Source organism: Capnocytophaga felis, from assembly GCF_009684755.1.
In the GTDB taxonomy this organism is placed as follows: Bacteria; Bacteroidota; Bacteroidia; order Flavobacteriales; family Flavobacteriaceae; genus Capnocytophaga; species Capnocytophaga felis.
This window is the reverse complement of record NZ_BLBC01000006.1, coordinates 51,131-70,680: the sequence shown is the minus strand read 5'-3', so window position 1 is coordinate 70,680 and position 19,550 is coordinate 51,131. Positions and strand designations below refer to the sequence as shown.

Annotated in this window: 22 protein-coding genes; 9 read left to right on the top strand and 13 right to left on the bottom strand. The window is 33.1% G+C overall.

Features of this window, described 5'->3' with window-relative positions; genetic code table 11:
* Positions 1–26: 26 nt before the first annotated feature.
* From GN105_RS05355 to GN105_RS05330, 7 genes are all read right to left on the bottom strand, one after another.
* Complete coding sequence (locus GN105_RS05355) at positions 27–548, bottom strand: DUF7935 family protein (RefSeq protein WP_155284406.1); 522 nt, start codon at positions 546–548, stop codon at positions 27–29.
* A 115-nt stretch (positions 549–663) separates the two neighbouring features.
* Positions 664–3,114, bottom strand: coding sequence for a replication restart helicase PriA (gene priA / locus GN105_RS05350; protein WP_155284405.1), 2,451 nt, complete (start codon positions 3,112–3,114; stop codon positions 664–666).
* Positions 3,115–4,032 (bottom strand): YihY/virulence factor BrkB family protein, encoded by a 918-nt coding sequence (locus GN105_RS05345; RefSeq protein ID WP_155284404.1) that lies wholly within the window; start codon positions 4,030–4,032, stop codon positions 3,115–3,117.
* A 94-nt stretch (positions 4,033–4,126) separates the two neighbouring features.
* Positions 4,127–4,300 (bottom strand): hypothetical protein, encoded by a 174-nt coding sequence (locus GN105_RS12850; RefSeq protein ID WP_173014970.1) that lies wholly within the window; start codon positions 4,298–4,300, stop codon positions 4,127–4,129.
* Between the two features lie 111 nt (positions 4,301–4,411).
* Entirely contained in the window at positions 4,412–4,777 is a 366-nt protein-coding gene (locus GN105_RS05340) for a rhodanese-like domain-containing protein (RefSeq protein ID WP_155284403.1), read from the bottom strand.
* A gap of 18 nt (positions 4,778–4,795) precedes the next feature.
* On the bottom strand, positions 4,796–5,836 hold the full coding sequence (locus tag GN105_RS05335; protein WP_155284402.1) for a ferredoxin--NADP reductase: 1,041 nt from the start codon (positions 5,834–5,836) through the stop codon (positions 4,796–4,798).
* Between the two features lie 49 nt (positions 5,837–5,885).
* A complete protein-coding gene (locus GN105_RS05330) occupies positions 5,886–7,388 on the bottom strand; it encodes a GFO_1087 family putative carboxy terminal peptidase (RefSeq protein ID WP_155284401.1) in 1,503 nt (500 codons plus the stop codon).
* Positions 7,389–7,465: 77 nt separating this feature from the next.
* Here GN105_RS05330 and GN105_RS05325 point away from each other — a divergent pair, with 77 nt between their 5' ends.
* From GN105_RS05325 to GN105_RS05305, 5 genes are read left to right on the top strand one after another with little or no spacing between them, the layout of a single operon-like run.
* Positions 7,466–7,966, top strand: coding sequence for a GFO_1088 family ECF-type sigma factor (locus GN105_RS05325; protein ID WP_155284400.1), 501 nt, complete (start codon positions 7,466–7,468; stop codon positions 7,964–7,966).
* Between the two features lie 10 nt (positions 7,967–7,976).
* The gene (locus GN105_RS05320; RefSeq protein WP_155284399.1) at positions 7,977–8,414 is read left to right on the top strand and encodes a PG0215 family putative anti-sigma factor; all 438 of its coding nucleotides are present in this window, start codon (positions 7,977–7,979) and stop codon (positions 8,412–8,414) included.
* 32 nt (positions 8,415–8,446) lie between these two features.
* Positions 8,447–8,962 (top strand): GFO_1090 family protein, encoded by a 516-nt coding sequence (locus GN105_RS05315; protein ID WP_155284398.1) that lies wholly within the window; start codon positions 8,447–8,449, stop codon positions 8,960–8,962.
* 12 nt (positions 8,963–8,974) lie between these two features.
* The gene (locus tag GN105_RS05310) at positions 8,975–9,499 is read left to right on the top strand and encodes a DUF4252 domain-containing protein (protein ID WP_155284397.1); all 525 of its coding nucleotides are present in this window, start codon (positions 8,975–8,977) and stop codon (positions 9,497–9,499) included.
* A 9-nt stretch (positions 9,500–9,508) separates the two neighbouring features.
* Positions 9,509–10,258: a Rossmann-fold NAD(P)-binding domain-containing protein gene (locus tag GN105_RS05305; RefSeq protein WP_155284396.1), complete on the top strand. Its 750-nt coding sequence runs from the start codon at positions 9,509–9,511 to the stop codon at positions 10,256–10,258.
* A gap of 16 nt (positions 10,259–10,274) precedes the next feature.
* On the opposite strand, the gene GN105_RS05300 is transcribed toward GN105_RS05305, so the two are convergent.
* The 6 genes from GN105_RS05300 to GN105_RS05275 form a co-directional block, all read right to left on the bottom strand.
* Positions 10,275–11,351, bottom strand: a complete 1,077-nt coding sequence (locus GN105_RS05300) for an AI-2E family transporter (protein WP_155284395.1) — start codon at positions 11,349–11,351, stop codon at positions 10,275–10,277.
* 23 nt (positions 11,352–11,374) lie between these two features.
* Complete coding sequence (locus GN105_RS05295) at positions 11,375–12,094, bottom strand: 16S rRNA (uracil(1498)-N(3))-methyltransferase (protein WP_155284394.1); 720 nt, start codon at positions 12,092–12,094, stop codon at positions 11,375–11,377.
* A gap of 43 nt (positions 12,095–12,137) precedes the next feature.
* Entirely contained in the window at positions 12,138–13,517 is a 1,380-nt protein-coding gene (locus GN105_RS05290; protein WP_155284393.1) for a peptidylprolyl isomerase, read from the bottom strand.
* Positions 13,510–14,328 carry a peptidyl-prolyl cis-trans isomerase gene (locus GN105_RS05285; protein WP_227977343.1) on the bottom strand — a complete coding sequence of 273 codons (819 nt, stop codon included), beginning with the start codon at positions 14,326–14,328 and terminating at the stop codon, positions 13,510–13,512. Before GN105_RS05285 ends, GN105_RS05290 begins: the two co-directional genes overlap by 8 nt.
* Positions 14,329–14,523: 195 nt before the next feature.
* Positions 14,524–15,735: an RsmB/NOP family class I SAM-dependent RNA methyltransferase gene (locus GN105_RS05280; RefSeq protein ID WP_155284392.1), complete on the bottom strand. Its 1,212-nt coding sequence runs from the start codon at positions 15,733–15,735 to the stop codon at positions 14,524–14,526.
* A gap of 32 nt (positions 15,736–15,767) precedes the next feature.
* A complete protein-coding gene (locus tag GN105_RS05275; protein ID WP_155284391.1) occupies positions 15,768–16,688 on the bottom strand; it encodes a DUF6268 family outer membrane beta-barrel protein in 921 nt (306 codons plus the stop codon).
* Positions 16,689–16,986: 298 nt separating this feature from the next.
* On the opposite strand from GN105_RS05275, the gene GN105_RS05270 reads away from it, so the two are divergent.
* From GN105_RS05270 to GN105_RS05255, 4 genes are all read left to right on the top strand, one after another.
* Complete coding sequence (locus tag GN105_RS05270) at positions 16,987–17,349, top strand: PadR family transcriptional regulator (protein ID WP_155284390.1); 363 nt, start codon at positions 16,987–16,989, stop codon at positions 17,347–17,349.
* Positions 17,346–18,041 carry a hypothetical protein gene (locus GN105_RS05265; protein WP_155284389.1) on the top strand — a complete coding sequence of 232 codons (696 nt, stop codon included), beginning with the start codon at positions 17,346–17,348 and terminating at the stop codon, positions 18,039–18,041. Before GN105_RS05270 ends, GN105_RS05265 begins: the two co-directional genes overlap by 4 nt.
* A gap of 205 nt (positions 18,042–18,246) precedes the next feature.
* Positions 18,247–18,618 carry an HU family DNA-binding protein gene (locus GN105_RS05260; protein WP_155284388.1) on the top strand — a complete coding sequence of 124 codons (372 nt, stop codon included), beginning with the start codon at positions 18,247–18,249 and terminating at the stop codon, positions 18,616–18,618.
* A gap of 346 nt (positions 18,619–18,964) precedes the next feature.
* Positions 18,965–19,543 carry a hypothetical protein gene (locus tag GN105_RS05255; RefSeq protein ID WP_155284387.1) on the top strand — a complete coding sequence of 193 codons (579 nt, stop codon included), beginning with the start codon at positions 18,965–18,967 and terminating at the stop codon, positions 19,541–19,543.
* Positions 19,544–19,550 lie beyond the last annotated feature (7 nt).

Sequence of the window (19,550 nt, the reverse complement as noted above, 5' to 3'; positions counted from 1 at the left end):
AGTATTCTTTTTTGAGATTTCAAAAATTAGCGTAAAAATTCACGAACTTCGTCCTTTAAATGGCTCAAAGCACTTGATGAAGGTGATGGTTTGTTGATAAATTCTTTAAAAATAAATTCGGTCATAGCCTTGGAATCAGCCAATTCCTCATCATATGTGGCTTTGCGAATCACTTGAATAGTTGCCATTTTGGCTGTTCGGATAACATTCCATAAATCTTCGCTCATATATATTTGCTGTGAAAGATTATGCTCAAACTCCTCATCAATTGAATTTACCAATAATGCTTCATATTCTTTTTTAGGCAAGTTGCGTGAAGGAATGCGAAGTAATAATTGTTGTGGGCTGATGCGTTCCAAAAATAAAGCCATTCGCTCGTACGCCTGCAAACGCAACGGAAGTGAAAGCTTCTGATTTTCTTTTTGCAACAGAAAAAAACGGCGTTTTTCTTCGTTTTTGATATGTAAATAAAAGAAGTAATACGCAATTACACCAACAATTGCCGAAGGAACACAATACAACAAAAAAGTTACAATTTGGCTTTCCATTTGTTATGAGATAATTTTGCAGGCAAAAGTAATAATTTTTTCATAAAAAACTACAATTTGGTTCACTATAAAAATTGATTTCATAAAGAAAAATCAAATAAAAATATTTGGTTTTTTATTCCACATTGAAGATTACGCGGACAGACCTAAAATTAGCAACAGATTGAAAACTAGTTTCGGTTCGTAAAATGTATTTTTTTACGCTTTCTACGGAAATTTTTGGTGGTATTTTTATTAAAATATCCTTTATATATTCATTCCGAATACGGGAAACCAACGGAAATTCAGGTCCCAACACTTGTAGAAGTTTCTGCTCAGAAAATCCTTGACGCAAAACCTCTGCAAACCACTCTGCTCCTTCATTTACTTTATTGAAATCAGAATGTTTGAACGTTATTTTAATTAATCGGACAAAGGGAGGATAATGAAATTCCCTACGTTCCTCAATTTGATTTTGGAACATTTCTTTGAAATTATTGTATAAAACTTGTTGTAAAACAGGATGTTTCGGACTGTAAGTCTGAATTAAAACTTTTCCTTTTTCGGAGCTACGCCCTGCCCTACCCGCAATTTGCACCAATAACTGAAAACTACGCTCGTACGCTCTGAAATCAGGAAAATGAATAAGCGAATCGGCGTTCATAACTCCCACCAAACCAACATTTTCAAAATCCAAACCTTTGCTAATCATTTGCGTCCCGACCAAAATATGTGTTTCTCGCTGTTCAAACTTCGATAAAATTTTTTCATAGCCATACTTTCCGCTTGTAGTATCTTGGTCCATTCTGTCAATTATTGCTGTTGGGAAGAGTTCCGTTAGTTCTTTTGCAATTTGCTCTGTTCCAAATCCTTTTGTTATTAAGTCAGAACTTCCGCAGGCTATGCAAACTTCAGGTTTTGCTATGGCGTAACCACAGTAATGGCATCGCAACTGATTTCTACCTTGATGATACGTCAAACTCACATCACAATGAGGGCATTGCGGCACCGTAGCACAAGATTCACACTGAAGTACAGGGGCATAACCTCGCTGATTTTGGAATAATATAACCTGATTTCCTTGTTGAAGTGTCTGCTCAATTTCTTTTATAAGCGTATCCGAAAAGTGTCCGGTCATTTGTTTCCGATGGCGTTTGTCCTTCATATCAACAATTTCTATATCAGGAACTTGAAAGTTACCAAATCGTTTGGAAAGATACACATAACCATATTTTTCTCGTTTCGCATTGTAAAGGCTCTCCAACGAAGGAGTTGCCGACCCCAGTAACACATTGGCATTATGTATTTTAGATAAAACTATCGCTGCATCACGAGTATGGAAACGCGGAGCCGGTTCAAATTGGCGATAGGAAGAATCGTGTTCCTCATCAACGATGACCAATCCCAAGTTTGAAAAAGGTAAAAAAACCGAGGAACGAACTCCCACAACAAGCTGATTCTTAGTATTTCCATTTAAAACATTATTCCAAACTTCAACTCTTTCATTGGTGGTATATTTAGAATGATAAACGCCCATCTTATCTCCAAAGTATTTCTTTAATCTATTGATTAGATGCACGGTAAGCCCTATTTCAGGAAGCAGAAACAGAACTTGTTTGCCCGACTGCAACACTTGGTCAATGAGTTCAATATAAATTTCTGTCTTTCCAGATGCCGTAACCCCCTGAAGAAGAACAATTTGTTTTTCCTTAAACTGATTCTGAATTTGAAAAAAGGCTTCTTGTTGGGCTTCGCTCAATGTTTTTTTATCGAGCAAATCCCCCGCGAAACTAACACGGTCTTTCTGAATGAAATACTCTTCAAAAATTCCTTTTTCAATCACAGATTTTAAAACACCGGCAGAAACATTTGCCTCCGAAAGTAATTTTTCAGCCTTTAAAACTCCCTTCTCTTTATTAATGCAATTGAAATAGGCTACAATAAGTTGTTTTTGTTTGGTTGCCCTTGAAAGGATTTCAAAAGCTTTTTGTATTCCTTCATCAGATTGATATTCAGATGATAATCTGATATACTTTATCAACTTCGGGACATACTTTTCAAACATCTTTTCGGAAATTTTCACAGCGTTTTTCTCCACCAAACCTTTTAAAACTTTTAAGGCTTTTTTTCTTCCTACTATTTTAACAACCTCATTTCCCGTCAGGGCAGTTTTGAAATTCAGAGCTTCATACACCAACCATTCATCATCTGTAAAAATACTAATTTCCAAATCTTTGGAATTCATCTCTACGATTGTTTCACTCTCCAGCAGAAAGGAAGAAGGCATTGCTGCTTTAAAAACTTCTCCCAGCGAACACATATAAAATTCGGAAATCCATTGCCAATGTTGTAATTGTAACGGATTTACAACAGGAGTTTCATCTAAAATATATTCAATATCCTTAGTTGGATAAGTTGGTTCAAAAGTATGTACTTGGAACGCCAAAGCCGTATAAATCTTTGATTTACCAAAAGATACAGCAACTCGCTTTCCGGGTTTTAAAAAATGTGCTTCATCTTCATTTACACCATAAGTAAATAATTTCCGGAGAGGAATCGGAAGAATAACATCAACAAAATAAGGCATTTAATTTGATTTTTTTAGTTGTAATAACGCTGCATTAAGTTCAAATCCCAATAACAGAATGTTTGAATTCAGCCAAATATAAAACAAAAAAATCAACAAAGCCCCAATAGAACCATAAAGTTGATTGTACTGAGAGAAATTTTCAATATAAATACCAAAGAAATACGTAGTTACACCAAAAAGCAACACAGTAAAGATAGAACCCACTGAGAAAAATCTGCTTTTCTTCCCTTCGTGAGTGCCAAAAAAGAAAAGAATCGACGTACCAAAATACGTTATAATAGAAATAAATACTATTTTTGACCACTTAATTAATGCCTCATTGCTGTACAAAAGTCCCCATTTTTCTAAATAAGGAAGCAAATAAATCTCATACGAAATAAACATTGCTACAACTACTAATATCAACAATCCCAATATGATAGCCACAACCAGAGATACAATGTACTGTTTTATGAAAGTTCTGGTAATTTTAACGTGATATGAAAATTCAAAACCGCCAAAAATAGCAACTACTCCGTTAGTCATCAGGAAGATAGATAGCAAAAAAACAGAAGAAAGCAAACCTCCTCTGGGATTATCGGCAATATCAAAGAAAATACCGGAAAAAAAATCGTGAGTGCCGGGAGGTAACAAACTATTGATAAAATTCCAGACGTCCATTTGAAAATTATCAATAGGGATGTAGGGAATTAAATTCAGGATAAACAACAAAAAGGGAAACATTGCGATAAAAAAACTATAAGAAATGGCACTTGCCCTATGAGTTAAAGCTCCTTTTACAATCCCAACAATATAAAGTTCAAGCAAGTCATAAAGAGAAAAAGCATTACTTGATAATGGAATTTTTTTCAGGAAGGAAACCACATTGCGAACAATGGGTATCTTCTGTAATTTTTCTTCTATAACCGCTGACATAAGTAAAATATTAAAACAATAAAAAGACCTCTATGGAAAGTTTTCCCCATAGAGACCTAATCAAAATATATTTTTTAAAAAGCTAAAGACCTTTTTATGATTGCTGTTTAGCTTTCTTGGCTTCCTTTTTTTCTTTAATGGCTTCCATAATAGCACCACCAACCCAATAAGGAACTACAAAGGTAAGCAAAAAAATCATCAACCAAAAGCCAATCATTGCAATACCTAAAAATACTAAAAATCCTAAATATTGATCAAATTCAAACATAACTTAAAATTTTGCCCAAAGATATACCTTTTTTATATACTTCTGATTTTCAAAATTCATTTTTTACAATCAGCAGCTTTAATTTATATTCAATTTAAATAAAAAATTCCATTATTTTTCCACAGGTTTGCCTGCTTCCAGCCAACGTAAAATTCCTCCATCTAAGTGAATTAAATTCTTATATCCCTTATCTTCAAGAATTTGAACTGCTTTGGTGCTTCTGCCTCCACTTTTGCAATGAATATAAATCGTATCATTTTTATCAAATTCTTTTTCAAAATTTGAAACAAAATCTTCATCAAAAAAATTCACATTCACGGCATTCTCCAAATGTCCTTCAGAAAATTCTTCAGGAGTACGAATATCCACAAGAATATCCGATGAATTGGGCTGATATTCATCCATAGAAATATGCTTTGATGAACTTCCTGAACCACAAGAAGATAAACTAACAGCTAAAATAAATATACGTTTCATATCTTAAATCAATCATTTTTATATATCATACACAATTTTCAAACTTTCTGTTACTGCATACGCCTGACAACTAAGCACAAATCCTTCCGAAATTTCCTTTTCAACAAGTGTTTCATTCTTAGCCATTTTCGCTTCTCCTTCGGTAATTTTGCCTATACAACTACTACAAACCCCATTCAAACACGAATATGGCACATCTATTCCTTGTGAAAGTATTCCTTCCAAAAGTGATTGATTTTTAGGTATTTGAAATATCTTTTCTTCGCCTTTTAAAGTACAAGATACGGTAACTTTACCTTGTAAATGCGAAAAATCATCACTTTTGGATGCCGTAATTTCAAAAAGCTCCGTAAAAATATAATCCTGAGGAATTTCTCTACTAAGAATATGCTCTTTAACAGTGGAAACCATCTCATTAGGACCACAAATATAATAATATCCTAAATTCAATTTTCTGTATTTTTCAAGAATAAAATCAACTACTTGCGAATTAATTCTTCCTGAAATATTTTCTCCCCACATTTGCCGACTAAAAACATAATGTACCAAAAATCTATTCGGATACATCCTTCTAAGTTGCTCTATTTCATCAAAGAAAAGCGTTTCTTCTTTTGATTTATTTCCGTAAATAAATACAACTTTTATATCCGTTTTACTCAAAGCCGTTTTGGCGATGCTCATCATTGGAGTTACGCCGCTTCCTGCGGAAAAAAGCACAATATCCCTATCTCCGAAGATATCAAGGAAAACAAATCTTCCTTCCGGAGGCATTACTTCTATGGTATCTCCTTTGTTGAGTCTTGTGGTTGCGTAGGTCGAAAAAATTCCGTTTGGAATGCGTTTTACAGCGACACTCAACTGATTTTCATCTACTCCCGAGCAAATTGAATACGCTCTCCTTACCTTTTGATTATCAACATCTTGCTGTAATGTAAGATATTGTCCTGCTTCATAAGAAAATACTTGTTTCAGAAGCTCAGGCAAGGCAAAAGTAATTTTAACAGAATCTTCTGTCAATTTTTTTATATCTGATACCGTTAATCTGTAAAATTTACTCATTCTGAAAGCAGAAAATCGAATTTAAAAACAAATCATAATTAATAATCAACTATTTATACATTTCGTTTGCCGCAAAATTGAATGATTTTGAATTAGCTAACTCCTTTATTGGCATTTCAGGTTTTCTTGGCAAGCGTTTGTCAGTAATTCCTGTAATAGATTGAATTGCTTTAGCTAAGAATGGTTCTTGTTCATCACCCAAAATTCCGTAATTTGTCAAATCTTCCTCCATTTGGAAAGTTGGGCGTAAACCGCTTGTGTAATCTCCTTCGCCTTTAGCGTTTTCAATTTTCAAAACCAGTGGTTGCATTGCCCATTTATGATTTTTATTAATTCCTTCCTTTGAAAACCCTGAAGGACTGTTATAAACAGTTATAGAACCTTGGTTTTTGCCCACGGTTACATCTCCAATCTGAACAACATCAATATATGCTCTTAATCCGTTGATTACCAGCTCACTTGCTGAGGCTGTTCTGCCTGAAGTTAATATGTATATCTTACTCAAATTCAAGCTATTAATCGCTATCTTTTCTTTGTTATCCGTAGTCATTTCATTGGTGAAGAAGTTATCCACTCCTCCTTTCTTTTTTTCCATAATGGGTTGTAACTTATTGTTCCAACGCTCTTTAGCGAAAATATGTCCGTTGAATTGACCTGTAATCATTGAAGCCAAATACGTTGCCGAAGAAACTCGTCCGCCTCCGTTGTAACGCAGGTCTAAAACAAAATCCGTAATTCCTTGACTTTTAAACTCTCCGAAAGCTTCATTGAGTTGTTTGTCAAAGTTAGCAACGAATCCGTTGTACATCAAATAGCCTATTTTGTGAGTTCCTTTTTCAATTACTTTTTTAATAAGTATCGGATTTTCAGTGATTTCTTTTTTTGCCATCACTACCGATTTATTCATCTTTTGAATTGTTTTTTGTCCATTTACATTCTCTAATCTGTAAATTTCAATAGCCATTGATGTTTTATCATTGAACAACAAATTTCTGTAATTGCTGACTGTCAGATGAGTACCATCTACGGTTAAAAATAAATCTCCTCTTTTAACGCCCTTTTGTTCTGCTTCAGAATTAGGAAGCACATAGTTAACAAATCCTAAAACGCCTCCTTCTTGTCCGTACCTCGTCAAACCAAATTCCATTCCTGTACTGAGCGAAACTCCTTGAAAATTACGTTCCAATTCTGTATAATCCTTTGTAATATAGCTAAATCGGTCAATAGCTCCATTTTTATATAGTTTTTCAGATTTATTTAACAAATTGAAAAACAATTCATCAGGCGTTTTATAACTCTTCAAAAAATCAGAATAAGCAGAATTTGTAAAATTAGTTTGTTGCACACTTGAAGCAAAACGTGTGTCTGCCAAATTTGGAACATCTGCCTGCCATAAATAAAATGTGTTAAGTCCCTTCCAGATAAAATCTTTGATTTCTAAATTTAATGCATCTTGATTTTTTACATCATCTGGTTTTGGAGTATCATCAACATCTTTTTTACAAGATAAAATACTCGCCGTCAACAAAATAGATAAAAATATTCTTTTCATAACATAAAATTTTTCCTACAAATGTAACATTTTTTTCATATATTCGTCTTTTGTATGAAGAAAATTATGATTTTTGTATGACACACAAAGCTTTTTTAGAGCATATTCGTCCGTTTCAAGATAAAATTTATCGTTTTGCCAAGCGATTACTTATCTCAAAAGATGAAGCCGAAGATGCCTCGCAGGAAATTTTACTGAAATTGTGGCAACAAAACCAAAAAATAAAAGACATACAAAATTTGGAAGCCTATACAATGACCTTAACAAAAAACTTATGTTATGATAAATTAAAAGCAAAAAGCTCTGAAAATGTGTCTCTTACAAATATAAAATATGAAACTGAAACACATATTTCGGTACAAAAACAAGTAGAAACAAATGATATGTTGGATAAAGTGAAAAATATAATCAATACTATGACTGAACAGCAACGTATGGTTATGCAACTACGTGATATAGAGCAATATGAGTTTGATGAAATTGAAAAAATAACAGGAATAAAAGAGGCAACCATCAGAGTAATTCTATCAAGAGCCCGAAAAACAGTACGTGAAAAATTATCAACATTTGAATATTAAAAATAAAAATATGACAAAGAAAATTGAATCATTATTAGAAAAATATTTTGAAGGAGAAACTTCTCTGCAAGAAGAAAAAGAATTGCAAGAATATTTCAATTCCGAACAAGTAGATGCTTCCCTTGAAAAATACAAGCCAATGTTCAAATACTTTCAAAAAGCTGGTTTAGAAGAATTTACAAAAAAAGAATTACCTCTAAACAAACCTAAAAAAAGAAATTTATTCTGGAAAATTGGAATTGCAGCAACATTTTTGGGTGTCTTTTTCGGAATTAGTTACCATCTCAAGCAGCAAAAACAGCAACAGGAAGCCGAAATGGTTTTTGAACAAGTAAAAGAGGCTTTAGAAATGGTTTCCGTTAATTATAACAAAGGAACAACAAAAATTACATATTTAAAAGAATTCGACGAAACAACAAATAAAATAATAAATTTAAACGAGCTTTAGTGAAAAATAAACAAAATATAAAAAGTAATAATATGAAAACAAAATTAATTCTTTTAGTAAATATTTTTTTGACATCAATGAGTGCAGTGGGGCAATCTGCTTTTGATAAATTTGAAGAAAATGACAAGGTTACAACTGTAGTGGTTTCCCAAAAAATGTTTCAAATGCTTTCCAAAATTGACAGTAAAGACGCTGAAGCAAAGGAATTTATGGATATTGCCAATAAATTAACGGGTTTGAAAATCTTCACAACAGAAGATAAAACTGTAGCACAAAATATGAAAAAAGAAGTCCAAAATTATTTAGGCAAAACCACATTAACCGAGTTGATGCGAGTAAAAGACAAAGCTGCAAACGTGAAATTTTACGTAAAACAAGGAAAAAATGCCGACCACGTTTCTGAATTATTGATGTTTGTTGAAGATGGAGGTAATTCAAATAAAGCGGTGATTTTGAGCCTCACAGGAGATATTGACCTTAACAAAATAGGCGTTCTGACAAAAAATATGAACCTGCCGGAAGAAGTAAAAGAAGTGAAAACAAAATAATGTTTATTAAAAATGCGTATTTTAATTCTATTCGGATTTCTGTTTGCATTCACGGCTTGCCAACAGAAAAGCATACAGCAGTACATCGTTAAAAACTCGGAAAACCCTAACTTTATTTCAATGAATATTTCTCCAAAGGATTATTTGAGTGATAAATCTACGGAAAAAGAAAATATTTTCAATATCATTGAAAGAGTTAATTTACTGTTGCTGAATAAAAGTGATAGCTTGCAACTCAAAAAAGAATACGACGAAGTAGCTACCATTTTAAAAGATGAAAAATACCAAGATTTAATCCGAACTACTGATAAAGGTATTAAATTTCAGGTTGATTACGTTGGTACAGACGAAAATATCAAAGAAGTAATCATTCTCATTCTTCAAAAAGGAGAAAAAATGGCTCTTTTGAGAATTCTGTCCAACGGCTTAGACGTAACACAACTTTCAAAAATTTCAACTACTTTGAGCGGAAATTCTGTTGACGAAGAAGGTTTGAAAAATTTATTTGAAAAAATTTCAGTGGCTTTAAAAAAATAGTATCAAAGAATGAAAATAGGTATCATAGGATGTGGCTGGTTGGGTTTTCGATTGGCAAAACACTTAAACGAAAATAATACAATTTATACTACAACTCGAAATATTGATAAATATACATCTTTAGGCACTTATTTTCATTCCTTTTTAATAGATTTCGATAATTTTGAAGCAAAAAAATGGGAAATTCTTTCTGATTTGGATTGTATTATAATAACAATTCCATTTGGAAGACATCTTGATAACAATATTTTGGAAAAAAGATTAAAAAATATTGATTTTTTTATTCAGAATTTCAAAAAACAATTATTTTTTACCAGTTCAATAGGAATTTATCCACAATCTGATATGAAAATAGATGAAAATTTACCTTCTACTTTATTAGAATCTAAGTTATTTTTTGTAGAATCTTTTCTGAAAAGTAAATTTCCTCAAATAAATATTCTGAGATTAGGCGGATTGATGGGAGATGACCGCATACTTAGCAAATACAAAATTTCTGAACCCAATCAAGTAGCAAATCACACTCATTATCAGGATGTTTGCTTGATAATTGAGAAGATGATTTCACTGAATTTACAATCAAAATTGTACAACGTGGTAGCTCCGGAACATCCTATAAAACAAGAAATTATCAATTATCAAAAAGGAACAAAAACTAAACCTAAAGAAAAACCTTACGGAAAAATCGTTCTTTCAAAAAAACTGGAAACGGAATTGGATTACAACTTTCTGTATCCCAATCCCGTATATTTTTTATAAATTCAATGATAAGAAATTACAAATCCTTAGTCATTAATTTAACTAATTCGTTATTCGGGAAAAACTCTTTAAGAACCACTTTAATTACCGTGTAAGCCGGCACAGCAATTACCATTCCCATAATTCCCAAAAGTGTTCCTGTAATCAAAATCACTAAAAAAATCTCCAAAGGAGTAGATTTCACAGAATTAGAAAAAATAAGTGGTTGTGAAAAAACATTATCGATAAATTGCCCTATAAAGAATCCTATTAAGACATAAATCGTAGTGGGAAGAGTAACAGACATAAAATCACTACTGATATTGCTACTCATCGTCAAAAGAGTCATCAACACAAAACCGATAATAGGTCCTATATAAGGAATCACATTCAAAAAAGCACATAAAAAAGCAATTATTAAAGCATTTTGCACCCCGAAAATCAATAATGTGATTGTGTAAATTACAAATAAAATCGTTAATTGCAAAACCAATCCAAGAAAATAACGAGAAAGCAAATGATTGATTTTAAGCACAGAAACCCTTGTTCTTTGTGCATTTTTTGCAGAAACTAATGTCAAAATTGAACCAAACATTTTACTTCCGTCTTTTATAAAGAAGAATGAAATGAATAAAACAGAAAATACTCCTGCTCCAAAACTCCCGATGAAAGAAACAAACGAATTAAGAAAATTAGGAATATCTATGAAATTAAGCACCTCTGAAGCACTCATAGTATAATTTTCCTTGTTCATTCCTAAGTTATCAAAAAGTTGTGACATCAAACCATCTAAATTTTCCCGCAACAGGTCTATATTCAGTTCGGACAGGTTTTTCCCCTGCGAAATAAGCAATGGAACAAACAAACTGAATGTTCCCAAACTTAAAATAATAAACACTCCCATCGTTATCAAAATCCTGACGGTTTTATTCCTTATCTTCATTTTTTTTGCCAGAAAATAAACTAACGGTTTGGCTATCAAGGCAACGACCAAAGCCAATACTATATATATTATGATTGACCTTATCAAATACAGAACATAGAGCAGTAATATGGTCAAGACAATGGTTACAACGGCTCGCAGTATTCCATTGGCTATCATTTTAGAATTCATATTCAAATAAATTTTATTACGTTTTATTTTAATTTGGAGCAAATCGCTACAAAATCACAAGCTACAATTCCTGCTGTTTCTGTTCGTAAGCGATTGTCTCCGAGTGAAATTGGTTGAAAACGATTTTGCAAAGCTAATTTGATTTCCTCTGAAGAAAAATCTCCTTCAGGACCTATTAAAACCATTATTTTTTCAGGGAACGGACTAAGTTTTTCTGAAAATAAATATTTTGTACCATCCTGACAATGAGCAATAAACTTCGTCGAATTATCATCTTTTAATTGCTTAAAAAATTCTGTTGATGATACGGGAGCATTAAGTTTAGGCAAATAATACTGCAAAGACTGTTTCATCGCCGAATGTATAATTTTTTCAAAGCGTTCCGTTTTAATTACCGTTCTTTCAGAGTGATGGCATATTATCGGAGTAATTTCATCTACGCCAATTTCAACGGCTTTCTCCAAAAACCACTCATAACGCTCATTCATTTTTGTTGGAGCAACCACCAAATGTAAATGGTACGGACGAGGTAACTTATACTCGTACTTCAATATTGAAACTTCACACTTTTTAGGAGAAGCAAACGTAATTTCTGTTTCAAAAAGCCATCCTTTTCCGTTTGTAACATATAGAAAATCACCTTGTTTCTTTCGTAAAACCTTCACAATATGCTGACTCTCTTCCTTATCAAAGAAAAAGGAAGTGCTTTGCTCGTCTATTTCAGAATAATAAAAAAGTTGCATTGTAAAAAACATCAAAAATCACAGCTTTTCTAAATAAATAATACTATTTTTTAAGCCAATTATTAGAGAATTCACATTTTTTATATTCTCCATTAACCATAATATGTGTTTTTTGAATATTCTCATTCATCCACTTGGCTACAGCTTTTAATTGCTTTTCTTTTAAAGCCAAATCCTGAATTTTAACGTAATCCTTCACAAAATCAGCTTTATGCTCTTCGTGACGATTTGTTACTTGATAAATTTTATAGCTTTTCTTTCCTGTATCGTCCTCATCAAGATACGGAATAGAAACTTCTCCGTCTTTCAACTTAGCAACTCTTTCATACATAGCAGGTTCCAATCGTGTAAGCTCAAAACGTGAAGAAAAATCTTCCGGATTAACAAGCTGACCTCCATCTCCTCGAGTTTCTTTTTCATCGGATAAGCTACGTGCAGCCTCATCAAAGGCAAGCTCTTTATTGATTATTCTTTCACGAATTTTTTCAATTTTCTCTTTAGCTTCTATCAATGACTCACGTGGCACGCTAGGTGTCAATAAAATATGACGTACAGTTACTTCTTTCCCTTTAACTTTAACCATTTCGATGATATGCCAACCGAAGCTTGATTCAAAAGGTTTGGAAATTTCGCCTTCTTGCAAGCTGAAAGCCATATCTTTAAAAGCTTTATCAAAATGTGATGAACGGTTAAAACTTAAGGTTTGACCTCCTGTTGCACGGTCTTTTGAGTAAAGTATCGCTTTGGTGGCAAAACTCGCTCCGTTTTGCTCCACATCGGCTTTAATTTCATTTAATTGGTCTATTACCTTCTGAACTTCTTCTTTCGGAGCCACCGGATTTATAACAATTTGAGCAATTTCAAGTTCCGTATTGAAAATAGGACGCTCGTCTTCAGGAATGGAATTAAAAAATTGACGCACTTCTTCCGGTGTAACTTCCACTTTTTCAACTATTTTCGAACGCATTTGCTGAGAAAGCATATTCAGTTTGAAAACATCAAAAAGCTCATCACGCATTGATTGCTCATCTTCCTTTTTGTAGAATTCAAGCAATTTTTTCATATCGCCTCCCAACTTTGATAATAAAAATTCAATCCGTTGATTTACAGACTCACGAACTCTGCTATCCGTTACCGTGATACTATCTTGAACTGCTTGATGAGCGTATAACCTATCTTCCATCAATTTACCCAAAACTTGGCAACGTGTAAAATTCTTTGTATCAACCTCTTGGTTCTGTAATTCAATAAAAGTTTTATCTATGTCCGATTCCAAAATTAAATAATCACCAACAACAGCTGCCACGCCATCAACCTTCAAGCGTTTTTGAACAACTTCTTTGTTAGTAACTGTATCATTTTGAGCATATAAGCCCAAAGTTAAAAATAACATTCCGATAGCGGATACAATTTTTCTATTCATAAATAATTTCAAATTGTTTTTTCTTTATACCTGTGTTTATAATATCTGTTTCAAGTTTTTTAACAAACTCTAATTTCCTCTGATTCAATATAATTTGTTGTAAAGTAGGCAAAATATACTCCATAGGAGCTTGCTCATTTCTTCGCAAAATGTCGCAAATCTGTACAAAATAAATTCCCGTAGAATCTTTATGAGTTACAAATGATTGCTTACTTGTTTCCATTTCTTTGCTTAAAAAAGGTAGTTTCTTCAAAACACTTTCGGCTTTAACCCAAGTAGAATCATTCAGATAAACGGATGTAAATTGCAATGACAATGAATCTAACTCCCTTGCATCAGATTTTTCAAAACGTTTTATTTTTTCTTCAAGAGCACTTATTTTTTTCTTCTTTTCATTAGATGAGATTTGAATATATCTCAACTTTATCAGTGCCTCATTTAATTTGAAAATCTCCTTATTTTTTTCATAGAAGAATTGCATATCTTTCTCATTAACAACAGTATCTATCGCGTTGTTTATCAACCCTTCTTTATAAAAATTTATATATAAATCTGCTCGATAATCATTTACTAAACGTTCAAAATTTTCCTTTTCTTCATCATTTATATTTCGTTCAGCATTTGCGAGCATTAATTCTTTTATAGCCCAATTATTAATATATTTTTCAGCTATGTTTATACTATCTTCTTTTGTGTAATCAACTGGCATAATGGCAGCTATATCTTCCTTATAGAGATATTTTTCACCAACTCGGGCAATAGCATATTGGGGAGTTTCCTTTGAAAAATACTCGCAGGAGGATATTAACATCACCACAAAAAATATAAAAAACCTATCTTTAATCCACCTCAGCATTTCTATAACAACATAAATATCAGAAATATAACTAAAAAATATAATTCTTATTTAAGAATAAAAAGAGGTGCAATTTACAGATAATTTTTGAATTAAACAGAAAAATATCAATGAAAAGAAAAATGAAACAAATTATGGTGTCTCAATTTTTTAGCTATTTTTTCGCATTCTTGCCATATAAAATCCGTCGTAGTCTGATTGATGAGCAAAAATTTTATCTTCTGCTTCAAAAACAAACCCTTTTCCGGCTTCTGATTTCAAAAATTCATCAATTTGATTTCGGTTCTCGGACGGAAGAATGGAACAAGTAGCATACACTAATTTTCCTCCTGATTTTACTAATTTGCTGTAATTTTGTAAAATTTCCTGTTGAGTTTTTCGAATTTGTTCCAAAAATTCAGGTTTTAGCTTCCATTTTGCATCTGGATTTCGCTTCAAAACACCCAAACCACTGCAAGGAGCATCAATTAAAACTCTGTCAGCTGTATTTTGCATTCGTTTTAGCTGTTTTGGGTCAATCAGTTTCGTTTCTACATTGAAAACTTCATTGCGTCGGGCTCTTCGCTTTAACTCTTGGAGTTTATTTTCATAAATATCCATCGCAATGATTTGTCCTTTATTTTTCATCAAGGAAGCCAAATGCAACGTCTTTCCACCAGCTCCGGCACAAGTGTCTATCACACGCATTCCCGGAACTACCTCCAAAAACGGAGCTACTTTTTGTGATGAGGCATCTTGCAACTCAAACAAGCCATCGGAAAAAGCCTTGGTTGAGAACACATTGGCTCGTTCGGAAAGCTCCAAAGCTTCCGGATAATCTTTCAGTAAACGAGTTTCGATACCTTCTTGTTGTAATAAACTTTTCAGTTGCGGAGAAGAAATTTTTAAAGTATTTGCCCGTAAAACAACGGGAGCCAACTCATTCAGAGCGTGCAACTCCTTCGTCCAGAATTCATTACCTAACTCTTCTTCTCCCAAAACATCAAGCCAATCAGGAATTGATTCTCTGAATTTTCTAACTTTTGAAAGTTCGTCAAATTTTCCCTTTATACGACGTTGAGGAGTGTTTTCAAAATACGACCAATCAGGTAATGAAATTCCTTTCAATACTGCCCAAACGGCAAACATCCGGCGTAAATCCTGAACCGAAAAAGGCTGCTTTACTTCTGCAATCTCAGCGTATAGACGTTTCCAACGAACGATTTCATAAGTAGTTTCTGCAATGAAAGCCCTATCACGAGCCCCCCAGCGTTTATCTTTTTTCAGTTGTTTTTCAACTACTTTATCCGCATAACGACTCTCGTTGAAAATCAATCCCAAGCCTTCAATCACTGCATCTGTTAAATTTCGATGTAATCGCATTTTTTTTGCTAAATATTTTAAAAGTTCAACTATCAGCCTCCATATCGGAAACCAGCCGCAAAATAAGACGAAAGCTTATTTTCGCCTATAACATTATAGTAAAACTTGAATGTTTTTTCATCAAAATAGGTATTTCTTGAAAAAGAAACTCCCAATGTAACGGGAATGTGAAAATTTTTCCCTACTTTAAATTCGGAACGAACTCCTCCGTGTCCAAATTGAGTAACAAAAGAGATTTCTTTTGCATAATTATTATGTAATCCAAAAAGCACTTCGCCCTCAGCTACCAGACTTATTTTCAGTCTTTCAGAAATTTTTCTACTAAGTTCAAACTCAAGACAATTATAATACCAAATACTTAATTTATGCCTATTGTCAATTTTCCAATTAAGCAAGAAAGCAGGCGTAATCATCACATAATCATACGAATTATTGATAGAAGCTCCTATTCCCCAATCAAATTTTATGTTTTCCTTTCGCAAAACCATTGCCCCTCCTTGCAAAAAAGCCGATTTTGCTGTAAAATTCGGAAAATCGGTTGTAAAAATTCCTCCTCCCGCCATTGCCAAAACCGACCATTTTCCCGTTATGGGTAGTAATTGCCCAAAGGTTAAAGAAACATTGGTTACGTCGGAAATAGTATGTGCCTCTGATAATCGTTGATTGCCAAGTGAGGCGTATGTTCCCCAAAACGACATAAAAGTAGCTTTTATAACCTCGTCATTTTCATTTTTTTGCATCGCCAAAGGAAGACGAACGATAGCATCTACCACCTTTATATCTCCTCCCTCGGCAAGTGAATTACCGTGATTATCCTTTACTTGTGAAGCTCCTATATATTCCGATTTTACTTGAATTTGTGCCTGAGCAACCTGCAAAACGAAAAAAATCGGCAGTCCCAGAACAAACCTCTTAAAGTGCAAAAAAAAACTCACAGTATCACTCACATTCATAATTTATCATCTGTTGGTACGGACGCAAACCTATATATTTTTGAGAAGATATGCAAATAAAAGTAAGCATCAAAGGGTAAAATCAAAAAAATAAAGCAATAACTACTTTCAAAAGACATCTTCAATGTGTTTCTTCTCACTGCAAGAAAAAACAATAAACACGCTGCTTTTTAATTTGTTTACAGTACATTTCAAAATTCTTTCCGGCAACTAAAAGTAAAGATAAAAGAAAAAAATAATGCATTTCTTACAACACATAAGAAAATTATGTATATTTGCAACATAAATATATAAGCAAATGAAAAAACAAAATTCAGTACTCTATAAAGGAAGCCTCAGTACCATCATTATGAAACTGTTGCAGGATAACGGACGAATGTACGGCTATGAAATCACACAAAGAGTAAAAGAACTATCACAGGGTGAAATCGCTATTACCGAAGGTGCCCTATACCCTACTTTACACAAGCTGGAAGCACAAGGATTGCTCACTCCCGAAATAGAGCAAGTAGGCAACCGCATTCGCAAATATTACAAAATAACTGAAAGCGGCATACGGGAAACTGAAAAACAAGTATCTGAAATGCAAAACTTTATTGCCTGTTTGCAAAATATAATCAATCCGCAAAATGACACCAATTTAACTCCTATTAAAATATGAAAACAGTAACTCCTGAACAAATCGAACGTCTATACGAATTTACGCGTCAGCATTACGTGGAATATTATGACGTACAGACTGAACTGGTTGACCATCTGGCAAATGCCATCGAAACGCATTGGCAAGAATTTCCTGACGATGATTTTGAAACCGTACTACAGAAAGAATTCCGTAAATTCGGGGTGTTTGGTTTTATGGACGTATTAGAGGAAAAAATGAAACAAATGAGCAAACGTTACAATCGTATGCTTTGGCAGAAAACAAAAGAGTTTTTTACCATTCCGAAAATCATACTAACATTATGTATAGGGATTGTTATCTATTTATTGCTTTCCCTATTAGGAAATATCAATATAATAGTTCCCGTATTTTTTTTGACTATCTTAATTGTATTTATTGTATTCTCCATCAAAAACAGACGTCTTTTCAAACAAAAAAACGAAAAGAAATGGCTTCTTGAAGATATTATCATAAAATTAAACGGCTATTCTTTCATATTATTTCTCTTTTTCCAAATGTTATTTCAATTTAGGGAAGACCTTCCGCAAAGCAAACCGTTTTTAGTGATTTATGCTGCCTTTTTCACGTTTGCTATCATAACGATGTATGTGGCAACATTCCATATTCCAAAAAATAAAGAAAAGTATCTTTCAGAAATATATCCCGAGTACAAAATACAATCCGTCAAGTAATTGTAATTTCATACAATACGTAAGGACAAAATATTATTTTTCGCTCTTACCATCAAAACAAATAATAAAGGAAATATATAATATTTCCTTGTGGTAAAAATCACAACAAAACGTTAATTATTTTTGTTTTTCACGAAAAATAAATATCTTTGGTAGCGAAAAATAATTTTTCAAAACGGAATGTTTAACTAAAAAACATACAACTATGAAGTATCATTTAGTACAAAAGGTAAATCCGCAAGACCGTTCCAAAAAGAAATGGTACGCCAATGCAGTAATTTCAAGCAAGGTGGAACAGAAAGACATCGCTAAAACAATTTCTTCCAAATCGTCTCTTACGGCAGGCGACATAGCCAACGTAATTCAAAACCTATTGGAAGAACTTCCGAAAGAACTCGTAAAAGGAAACAGCGTGAAGCTCGGCGACTTCGGAACGTTCCGCATCTCCGTAAGTAGCGAAGGCGTGGAAAATGAAAAAGATTTCAACTCCTCAATGATTAAAGACGTGCGTATTATCTTCACACCAGGGGTAGAAATGAAAAAAGCCATCGAAGAAATTTCTTTTGAAAAATCGTAAAAACAAACTTTAAAACTTACGGCTGTATCTATCATACAGTCGTATTTTTTATTGCTTCCGGTACGTAAATAATTTTCCCTCGGCAAAGATGAAAAAAAACGCACGGCAAGAAAAAAATTTCCTGACGTCAAGAAATTTTTTTTCTGACGTCAGGAAATTTTCAAACATATATACAGGTATATCACATACACCCACAGAAATAAAATCACAACAACGTAGAGGCGTATCGCATACGCCCCATAAAAATAAACACAACACGTAAAAATAAATAAAACGTACTGAAAGTTATAATCTTGAAATAAAGAATTAAATTTGCATTACTACTAATAAAAAATCATTTTCAGAGATGAAAAAATTATTTTTAACAAGAAACAAAAAGAAATATTTAATACTTACTATTTTTTTAGCTCTTCCTTTTATGGGACGCAGTCAAGCCGATTTACATAAGCAATTTAGTCTGGAAGCGTCTTGGCTTCGGTTGGGAATTGCCTACGAACAGCCTCTTTTCAAAAATACCGAAGCTGAATTATCGGCAGGAGTCGGCGACTTTTTTAATCAAGAAAAGGGATATAGCATAAATTCTCTCAATGAAAAATTTTCTCCTTACACCAAAGCAAGTTTCCGATATTACTACAATCGTAATAAACGAGAACGTAAAGGAAAAGACAATTCCTTTAATCGAGGTAACTTTATTGCTTTCCAAAATAAAATTCTATACGGAGCTATCAGTGACAATGATGTGAGAATGATAAATGAAATACATTGGGGCGTACGAACCGTTATCGTCAAGAAATTGCTTCTTACTCTGCACGTTGGTATCGGGCATTATTACCGAAAATCGTACGTAAAGGAATGGAATAGTAATTCCAAATATCTGGCTTTTGCCCCAACGCTGGGAGCTGAAATAAAGTATATATTGTTCTAAAAATTAT

Bases quoted from the DNA above. Each gene is read 5' to 3' on its own strand.
- GN105_RS05355 (WP_155284406.1), bottom strand. From the start codon at position 548: ATGGAAAGCCAAATTGTAACTTTTTTGTTGTATTGTGTTCCTTCGGCA.
- priA (WP_155284405.1), bottom strand. From the start codon at position 3,114: ATGCCTTATTTTGTTGATGTTATTCTTCCGATTCCTCTCCGGAAATTA.
- GN105_RS05345 (WP_155284404.1), bottom strand. From the start codon at position 4,032: ATGTCAGCGGTTATAGAAGAAAAATTACAGAAGATACCCATTGTTCGC.
- GN105_RS12850 (WP_173014970.1), bottom strand. From the start codon at position 4,300: ATGTTTGAATTTGATCAATATTTAGGATTTTTAGTATTTTTAGGTATT.
- GN105_RS05340 (WP_155284403.1), bottom strand. From the start codon at position 4,777: ATGAAACGTATATTTATTTTAGCTGTTAGTTTATCTTCTTGTGGTTCA.
- GN105_RS05335 (WP_155284402.1), bottom strand. From the start codon at position 5,836: ATGAGTAAATTTTACAGATTAACGGTATCAGATATAAAAAAATTGACA.
- GN105_RS05330 (WP_155284401.1), bottom strand. From the start codon at position 7,388: ATGAAAAGAATATTTTTATCTATTTTGTTGACGGCGAGTATTTTATCT.
- GN105_RS05325 (WP_155284400.1), top strand. From the start codon at position 7,466: ATGACACACAAAGCTTTTTTAGAGCATATTCGTCCGTTTCAAGATAAA.
- GN105_RS05320 (WP_155284399.1), top strand. From the start codon at position 7,977: ATGACAAAGAAAATTGAATCATTATTAGAAAAATATTTTGAAGGAGAA.
- GN105_RS05315 (WP_155284398.1), top strand. From the start codon at position 8,447: ATGAAAACAAAATTAATTCTTTTAGTAAATATTTTTTTGACATCAATG.
- GN105_RS05310 (WP_155284397.1), top strand. From the start codon at position 8,975: ATGCGTATTTTAATTCTATTCGGATTTCTGTTTGCATTCACGGCTTGC.
- GN105_RS05305 (WP_155284396.1), top strand. From the start codon at position 9,509: ATGAAAATAGGTATCATAGGATGTGGCTGGTTGGGTTTTCGATTGGCA.
- GN105_RS05300 (WP_155284395.1), bottom strand. From the start codon at position 11,351: ATGAATTCTAAAATGATAGCCAATGGAATACTGCGAGCCGTTGTAACC.
- GN105_RS05295 (WP_155284394.1), bottom strand. From the start codon at position 12,094: ATGCAACTTTTTTATTATTCTGAAATAGACGAGCAAAGCACTTCCTTT.
- GN105_RS05290 (WP_155284393.1), bottom strand. From the start codon at position 13,517: ATGAATAGAAAAATTGTATCCGCTATCGGAATGTTATTTTTAACTTTG.
- GN105_RS05285 (WP_227977343.1), bottom strand. From the start codon at position 14,328: ATGTTAATATCCTCCTGCGAGTATTTTTCAAAGGAAACTCCCCAATAT.
- GN105_RS05280 (WP_155284392.1), bottom strand. From the start codon at position 15,735: ATGCGATTACATCGAAATTTAACAGATGCAGTGATTGAAGGCTTGGGA.
- GN105_RS05275 (WP_155284391.1), bottom strand. From the start codon at position 16,688: ATGAATGTGAGTGATACTGTGAGTTTTTTTTTGCACTTTAAGAGGTTT.
- GN105_RS05270 (WP_155284390.1), top strand. From the start codon at position 16,987: ATGAAAAAACAAAATTCAGTACTCTATAAAGGAAGCCTCAGTACCATC.
- GN105_RS05265 (WP_155284389.1), top strand. From the start codon at position 17,346: ATGAAAACAGTAACTCCTGAACAAATCGAACGTCTATACGAATTTACG.
- GN105_RS05260 (WP_155284388.1), top strand. From the start codon at position 18,247: ATGAAGTATCATTTAGTACAAAAGGTAAATCCGCAAGACCGTTCCAAA.
- GN105_RS05255 (WP_155284387.1), top strand. From the start codon at position 18,965: ATGAAAAAATTATTTTTAACAAGAAACAAAAAGAAATATTTAATACTT.